This window comes from Nautilia sp., from assembly GCF_053994455.1.
The window spans coordinates 23,567-30,904 of sequence record NZ_JBMYAU010000130.1; the positions used below are offsets into that span (position 1 = coordinate 23,567).

7 protein-coding genes are annotated in these 7,338 nt (G+C 36.9%); 3 read left to right on the forward strand and 4 right to left on the reverse strand.

What is annotated here, in order from left to right:
- Positions 1–2: 2 nt before the first annotated feature.
- From gyrB to dnaA, 3 genes are all read right to left on the reverse strand, one after another.
- A complete protein-coding gene (gene gyrB / locus ACXJIE_RS09215) occupies positions 3–2,279 on the reverse strand; it encodes a DNA topoisomerase (ATP-hydrolyzing) subunit B (protein WP_456480682.1) in 2,277 nt (758 codons plus the stop codon).
- 104 nt (positions 2,280–2,383) lie between these two features.
- Positions 2,384–3,436 (reverse strand): DNA polymerase III subunit beta, encoded by a 1,053-nt coding sequence (dnaN, locus tag ACXJIE_RS09220; RefSeq protein WP_456480683.1) that lies wholly within the window; start codon positions 3,434–3,436, stop codon positions 2,384–2,386.
- A gap of 121 nt (positions 3,437–3,557) precedes the next feature.
- Positions 3,558–4,868, reverse strand: coding sequence for a chromosomal replication initiator protein DnaA (dnaA, locus tag ACXJIE_RS09225; protein WP_456480684.1), 1,311 nt, complete (start codon positions 4,866–4,868; stop codon positions 3,558–3,560).
- Positions 4,869–5,026: 158 nt separating this feature from the next.
- Here dnaA and ruvC point away from each other — a divergent pair, with 158 nt between their 5' ends.
- From ruvC to ACXJIE_RS09240, 3 genes are read left to right on the forward strand one after another with little or no spacing between them, the layout of a single operon-like run.
- Complete coding sequence (gene ruvC, locus ACXJIE_RS09230) at positions 5,027–5,491, forward strand: crossover junction endodeoxyribonuclease RuvC (protein ID WP_456480685.1); 465 nt, start codon at positions 5,027–5,029, stop codon at positions 5,489–5,491.
- On the forward strand, positions 5,485–6,075 hold the full coding sequence (locus ACXJIE_RS09235) for a trimeric intracellular cation channel family protein (RefSeq protein ID WP_456480686.1): 591 nt from the start codon (positions 5,485–5,487) through the stop codon (positions 6,073–6,075). Before ruvC ends, ACXJIE_RS09235 begins: the two co-directional genes overlap by 7 nt.
- Before the next feature lie 29 nt (positions 6,076–6,104).
- Positions 6,105–6,575, forward strand: coding sequence for a hypothetical protein (locus ACXJIE_RS09240; protein WP_456480687.1), 471 nt, complete (start codon positions 6,105–6,107; stop codon positions 6,573–6,575).
- 5 nt (positions 6,576–6,580) lie between these two features.
- Here the strand turns inward: ACXJIE_RS09240 and ACXJIE_RS09245 are convergent.
- A partial coding sequence (locus tag ACXJIE_RS09245) for an EAL domain-containing protein (protein WP_456480688.1) occupies positions 6,581–7,338 on the reverse strand: 758 nt, incomplete at its 5' end.

Below are 7,338 nucleotides of genomic sequence, written 5' to 3' on the forward strand. Positions count from 1 at the left end.
TCCTATACGTCGATATTTTCAACTTCTTTTGCATTCGCCTGGATAAACTCACGCCTCGGACCGACTTCGCTTCCCATGAAAAGTTCGAACTTTTCGGCGGCGTTTTCGGCATCTTCCATCGTTACCTGAATGAGCACCCTGTTTTCAGGGTTCATTGTAGTTTCCCAAAGCTGTTCCGGATTCATCTCACCGAGACCTTTGTATCTTTGGATATGTGCGCCTTTTCTCGCCTTTTCGACAACCTCTTCGAGAAGATCCAAATAATCCCTGTCTATTATATCTTTATATTCCTGAAGTCTTCCGTAAACCTTTTTGGCTTCCTTAAACAGCTGATGATTAAGAAGCTTATCGTCAATCGTAATCTCTTCAAGCCCTCTGTTTGTCTGGATATAGTAATGGTCGTCATGTTTTGAAATAATATTAAACCCTAATCCTTCAAGGAATTTAGGCAGTTCTTCTAAGTTGCCGTTTTCTATTAAAAACCTGATAACTTCAGGGATGTTGAATCTTTTTGAAAGCCTCTCAAGCAGAAGCTTATAAAACGCCGCATACTTTAACAGCTCTTTAAGTTCAGGTTTTCCGACTCCGGTAATATTTATTGAGTTTATACCCTGTTCTATTAAAAATTCATTCAGTTCTTTATCGTCTTTAAGGTATTTTTCGATTTTACCCTTTTTGTATCTGTATAAAGGAGGCTGTGCGATATAAAGATACCCGTTTTCGATAACTTCCCTTAAATGGTTAAAGAAAAACGTCATAATAAGCGTCTGGATATGGCTTCCGTCTACATCCGCATCCGTCATAATTATTATTTTATTGTATCTGATTTTGTCTATGTCGAAATCTTCGCCTATACCCGTTCCGAGTGCTGTTATTATATTTTTAATTTCTTCACTGCTCAGGGCTTTCGCATCTGTGGATTTTTGCGTGTTCAATATTTTACCCCTAAGCGGCAGTATAGCCTGAAACACCCTGTCCCGTCCCTGTTTCGCACTTCCTCCAGCACTGTCACCCTCTACCAAATACAGTTCTGATTCTGTCGGGTCTTTACTTTGACAGTCCGCCAATTTTCCGGGAAGCGTACCTACACCCACTTTCGCCTGTTTTCTCGTAAGATCCCTCGCCCTTTTGGCGGCAATTCTGCTTCTTGCCGCGGCAATCGCCTTTTCGGCTATAAGTTTGGCTTCGTTTGGATTTTCTTCAAAAAACCTTGTCAGATATTCGTAAGTCACTTTCTGGGTAATGGGTTTTACATAAGAGCTTCCGAGTTTTCCTTTTGTCTGTCCTTCGAACTGCGGCTCGCTCATTTTAACGCTGACAATTGCGTTAAGGCCCTCTTTTACATCATCACCCGTTACTTTAATATTCTCTTTTAATTTTATATTTTTATTGATGTAGTTAATTACAGCTTTAGAAAGCCCAGCTTTAAATCCGCTTTCATGCGTTCCGCCTTCAGGGGTTCTGATGTTGTTTACAAAACTCAAAACCTTTTCGTCGTATCCGCTGTCGTAACACAAAGCCACCTCAACGTCGAGGGCTTTTTCTTCGTCGCTGTAATGGTCGTTGAAATATACAACTTCGGTAATACACTCTTTGTTCGTAAGGGTTTTTACAAAATCTTTGATGCCGCCTTCGTAATGGTATTCCTCTTTTATCCCGTCGTTTTCGTTTTCGAATTTGATAGTAATGTTGGGATTCAGGTAAGCAAGTTCTTTTAGCCTTTTTTGTAAAATTTCGCTTTTAAATGTTGTTGTTTCGAAAATTTCGTCATCAGGCCAGAACTGAATGGTGGTACCCGTTCTGTTTGTGTTCCCGATAACTTCCAAATCGGTAACGGGTTTTCCCCTTTCAAATTCCTGTCTCCATATTTTGCCGTCTCTTTTTATGGTCATTATGAGTTTTTTTGCAAGCGCGTTGACCACCGAAACCCCGACTCCGTGCAGACCGCCTGAAACCTTATAGGTTTTGTTGTCAAATTTACCGCCCGCATGCAGTACGGTTAAAACGACGGTTGCGGCCGGAATTTTTTCTTCAGGGTGTATATCTACCGGAATTCCTCTTCCGTTATCCGAAATTTCGGCACTTCCGTCTTTGTTTATCTTTACTTTTATCTCGCTGGCGTACCCGGCCATAGCTTCGTCTATGGAATTGTCCACCACTTCGTAAATCAAGTGGTGAAGGCCTTTTACCGAAGTGTCTCCTATATACATTCCCGGTCTTTTTCTGACCGCTTCAAGACCTTTTAATACTCTGATGTTCTTGGCACCGTAATCGCTCATTAAATTCCTTTTTGCTATATTTAGGGTAATATGGTATTCGCTAAGTTGGAGAGAAGGTTTTAAAGAAGATTTTAGATTCTTACCTCCTCTTTTTTAGTATTATATCAAATATTCAGAGGCATTACTATTGTTATGAAATTGTCGTCTTTCAGTACGAAAGGTATATTCGGTTCGTTTAGTCCTAATATGAAAGTTTCGTTTTCGATTACATTTAAAAAGTCGGTTATATATCTGCTATTTACCGCGAATGTGAATTCGTCTATTTCCGTTTCGGTCTCAAAACTCGTTTTCGCCTGCATAGTTTCGTCACTGATACTTTCGAATTCTATTTTATTCTGTTTTATCGTTATTTTTGTTTCGTTTGAAATTATGCTTACCTGCTTTAAGTGTGATAGAAATTCGTTTTTCGGAAGTGTTATTTCGTATTTCAGGTGTTGCGGTATTATTTTTTCGTATGCCGGGAATTTTCCGTTTATGAGTTTTGTGAAGAACAGTACGTCTTCGTTTTTCAATATCAGATATACGTCGTCATTGAATATTTTCATATCGTCTCTTATTACTCTTTTTATTTCGGCAATGCTTCTTTTGGGTATTATTATTTTTGATTCGGCGGATGTCGCGTTTGAGTAATATACGGCTAATCTTCTCGTATCCGTCGACACGAAACTGCTTTTTTCCTTTAAATCGAAAAGGGCTCCGTTTAGTTCGTATTTAGGGTTGTTGTTGTCTATTACCGGATATATTCTTTTTATCGCCCTATTTAATTCCTCTATTTCCGTTTTGATTTCGTTCATTCCTTCCGTACTTGGGAATTCCGGAAATTCCTCCGGATTGAACGATGTCAGTTTGTATACCGAATTTTCCTGTGTTATTGTTATTTGATCGTTTTTCGATTTTATTTCGACTTCCTTGTTTTGAAGGGTTTTTATAATATCGAGAAATCTTCTTCCGTTTATGGTTATTTTTCCCGTTTCGGTTATTTCGGCGTCGGTTTTCATCATTATGCCTATTTCTTTGTCCGTTGCTTTAAGTGTCAGTTTGTCGTCGGCGTTTATCAGTATGTGTGATGTTATTTGCGTGTTGTCTTTTTTTTCCGTAAACGGTATTATCTGGTTTAGAATGCTTTCGATGACGGGCTTTTCGATTTTGATGTGCATTTCTTCTCCTTCTTTAAATTTTAATAATAGTAGTAATAAGATGCGTTAAAATGTGAAAACTTTATTTTTTCCCCATTATACCTAAAAAAGGCGCGTGAATGTGAAAAATTTTTTATTCACTTCATTCACTTTTTTTCAGTTGTATTTTATTTTTCAGCTCTTCTATTTTTATTCTGAATTCGCTGTCTTCTTTGAGTTTGTTGTTGAAACTTTTTATAGCGTGGCTTACTGCGCTGTGATCTTTGAGTCCGAAATATTTAGCTATTATAGGTGTGGATTCTTTTGTAAACTCCCTTGCAAGGTATATGGCGCATCTTCTGGCCAGTACTATGTTTTTGTTTCTGCTTTTGGAAGTTATTTCGCTCGGTTTTATGTTGAATTCTTTTGCGATAAGTTTAATAATGTCTTCGAGTGTAATTATCTCTTTTTTGTCTTTTATGTGTTCTTTAAGAGCCTGTTTTGCAAAATCTAACGTAATGTCGTTAATACCCAAAATTTTTGACATGGCGTTTATTTTCGTAATCATCCCTTCTATTTCCCTGATGTTCGAATCGAGTTTTGTAGCAATGTATTCGATAATTTCGTCCGGCAGGTATATGCCATTAAGTTCGCATTTTTTTCTTATGATTTCTATTTTCGTTTCGAGTTCCGGCGGCTGTATGTCTACTATAAGACCGGCTTCAAACCTGCTTCTTAGCCTGTCCACCAGATCGTAAAGTTTTTTAGGCGGTCTGTCGGCTGTGAGGCAGATCTGTTTTTTCTGGTTGTACAGTTCGTTGAACGTATGGAAAAACTCTTCCTGGGTTCTTTCCTTTCCGGCGAAAAACTGAACGTCGTCTATTAACAGAATATCGCAGTTTCGATATTTTTCGTGAAACCTTTCGGGTGTTTTCATACGTATGTTTTCGGTAAATTCATTCATAAACTGTTCGCTTGTAACATACAGCACCTTAAGCGAATTTTTCAGGTAGTTTCCTATGGCCTGAAGAAGATGTGTTTTTCCTAAACCGACTCCTCCGTATATAAACAGGGGGTTGTAATTTTTGCCCGGGTTTTCAGCCACGCTTTTTGCGGCCGTATAGGCGAACTGGTTGGAAGGGCCGACTATAAAACTTTCGAATGTGTATTCGGGTATGAGAATACTCGGAGCCGTGGGTTCTATAATTTCTTCAATGGTAAGCGGTTTATGTACTATTTCTTTGGTGATTATGTCTATTTTGGGTTTTATACCCGTCTCTTTTTCATACAATTCGCTTATTTTTTTAAGATATTTCCTTTTTACGAAGTTGGCGATAAAAATGTTCGGGGCCTTAATGATAAGATTTGTGGAGGTCGAATTTTTTTCGTCGAATTCCAAATTTTTTATAAATTTATTATAATTCACATGGTTTTCGTTTTTAAGTGAATTTTTTATTTTTTCAAACAGGTTCAAAGCATCCCTTTGTGAAGAACTTTTTTTTCACATTGTGAAGAAATTGTGAAAAATTATGTGAATTAAATTTTAGCATATCCTAAAATAAATGTAAAACCGTTTCATTCACATTGTGAATATACAGTGAATAAATATTGAATAAACTGTGAAAGGATCTTATGAAAATATTAGGAATAGATCCGGGTACCATAAAATGCGGATACGCCGTTATAGAAACAAAACCGAGGCTTACACTGATTGATGCGGGATTTATCAAAATCACCGAAAAAGATCTTCAGTGTCAGCTTACCCAGCTTATAGAAGGCATTGACCTGATATACGACACTTCGATTGACGAGGTTGCCATTGAGGATATTTTTTATGCGTACAACCCGAAAACGGTTTTAAAACTCGCCCAGTTCAGGGGTGCTCTTTCTCTCAGGATTTTACAGATTCACGGAAATTTTAGCGAATACACGCCTTTACAGGTAAAAAAGGCCGTTACCGGAAACGGAAAGGCTAAAAAAGAACAGGTTGCTTTTATGGTTAAAAGGATTCTTGGAATAAAAAACGAAATAAGGCCTTTGGATATAACCGATGCCATTGCGGTGGCCGTTACGCATTTCCAGAGGATAAAATGTTAGAAATTACCGATATTATAGGAATAATAGCCTTTGCAATAAGCGGTTTTATCATAGGGGTGAGAAACAGGCTCGACTTGCTCGGTATTACCATCAGCGCATTTTTAACGGCATTAGGAGGAGGTATAATAAGAGATTTGCTTGCCGAAAGAAATATATACTCTTTTACGGATCCTATTCCTGGCAGTCTTGTTCTGGCGGTTTTAATTGTCGGATTGTGTTTTAAACTTCATAAATTCGATTTTGAAAAAAAAGGATTGTTTTTAATAAGCGATTCCATAGGTCTTGTCTCTTTTTCCATCTCCGGGAGTATTGTCGCTTTGGATGCCGGTTTTAACATATACGGCGTTGTGTTTACGGCTCTGATTACGGCTGTGGGAGGAGGTATGTTAAGGGATGTGTTGATTAACAAGGTGCCTTTTATATTGAAAGAAAATTTTTACGGCAGCGTTAGTATATTCGTAAGTGTTTTTTTATATTTTTTCGGTATCAACGATTTTAATATCGTATTAATGCTGTGTACGGGGGTTATAATAAGAATACTCGCCCATAAAAAAAATTGGAAATTACCGATTTTTGATGTATAATTAATATACTAAAAAACAAAGGAGAATAAATGAAAGTAGGTGATTTGGTAATAGTTGCTACACTTGGAGAGATTAAAGCGTATAAAGCGAATCCGAGAACGCCTGAGGCGGAGGCGGGTTTGAAACCGGATGAAATAAAACTGGATTTGATAAGTGCGATTGACATTCTCGAAGCTCATAAAAAAGTTTCGGATCTGCTCGATTTTGACGCCGGTGTTAAAAAAGCGGGATTTTTAAACAGGGCCGCAAGCGGTGAAAAACATACGCTTAAAGAAGAGATTTACCGTGAGGCAGTTAAAGCGGTTGCGGAGGATTTGGATATGCTTATAGAACAGTACGGGGATAAAAAAGTGTTTTTATCTTTACCTAAAACTATCGCAAAAGACGTGTTGGAAAATTTAAAAAACGTTTCAAAAATTTACAGGCTGGTGGAAAAGGATTTGTTAAAAACCGACAAAAACCGACTTGTAGAGGAGTTTAAACCTGAAATTCTGAAATAGGGGGCTTATTTAAGCTCCTCCATATTAAAAGGTTTTGAAAAATAGTATCCTTGAAAGGCATCTATATCTAATTCTTTTAATTTGATATAAAGTTCTTCATTTTCAACAAATTCGGCTATAGTTTCGAAATTAAACATTTTTGATATTTCGACTATTTTTTGAAGTAATTTATATAGTTTATCGTCTTTTAGAATGTCTTTTACAAGTGTGCCGTCGATTTTTAATGTGTTTATAGGCAGTTTTTTAATAAGATATACGAAATTAGAATAACCGCTTCCGAAGTCGTCTATTGCGATGCTTATTCCCATTTTGCTGAGTTTCATAATATTTTTGTGTATTTTTTCGTCTTTTACAAGTTCTTCGTCTTCTAAAAGTTCTATCGTAAGTTTATCCGCTACTTTATATCGTTTTATGTTTTTAACGAGAAAATCGAAGAACTGTTTGTTTTTTAAATCGGTGGTGGAAAGGTTTATTGAAAATTTGTAATCTTTCGTTGAAAATTTTTCAAAACATTTTTTTATCATAATTGTTTGCAGGGTTTCGTATTGGTGGGTTCTTTTCGCTATGTCCAAAAAATAATACGGCGTGTAAATTTTATCGTTATGTTTAAGCCTTATAAGACATTCGTGTTTGTACGATTTTTTCGTTTTGTTGTCCACAATGGCCTGTACGTATGGGATAATTCCGTCGTTTTCTATTGCGTCGTTTATTATTTTTTTCCATTTGAGATTGTTTTCGTACTCTTTTAAAATAGGAAGGTTTT

Excerpts from the sequence above, each read along its gene's own strand:
- gyrB (WP_456480682.1), bottom strand. The coding sequence starts at position 2,279 with ATGAGCGATTACGGTGCCAAGAACATCAGAGTATTAAAAGGTCTTGAA.
- dnaN (WP_456480683.1), bottom strand. The coding sequence starts at position 3,436 with ATGCACATCAAAATCGAAAAGCCCGTCATCGAAAGCATTCTAAACCAG.
- ruvC (WP_456480685.1), top strand. The coding sequence starts at position 5,027 with ATGAAAATATTAGGAATAGATCCGGGTACCATAAAATGCGGATACGCC.
- ACXJIE_RS09235 (WP_456480686.1), top strand. The coding sequence starts at position 5,485 with ATGTTAGAAATTACCGATATTATAGGAATAATAGCCTTTGCAATAAGC.
- ACXJIE_RS09240 (WP_456480687.1), top strand. The coding sequence starts at position 6,105 with ATGAAAGTAGGTGATTTGGTAATAGTTGCTACACTTGGAGAGATTAAA.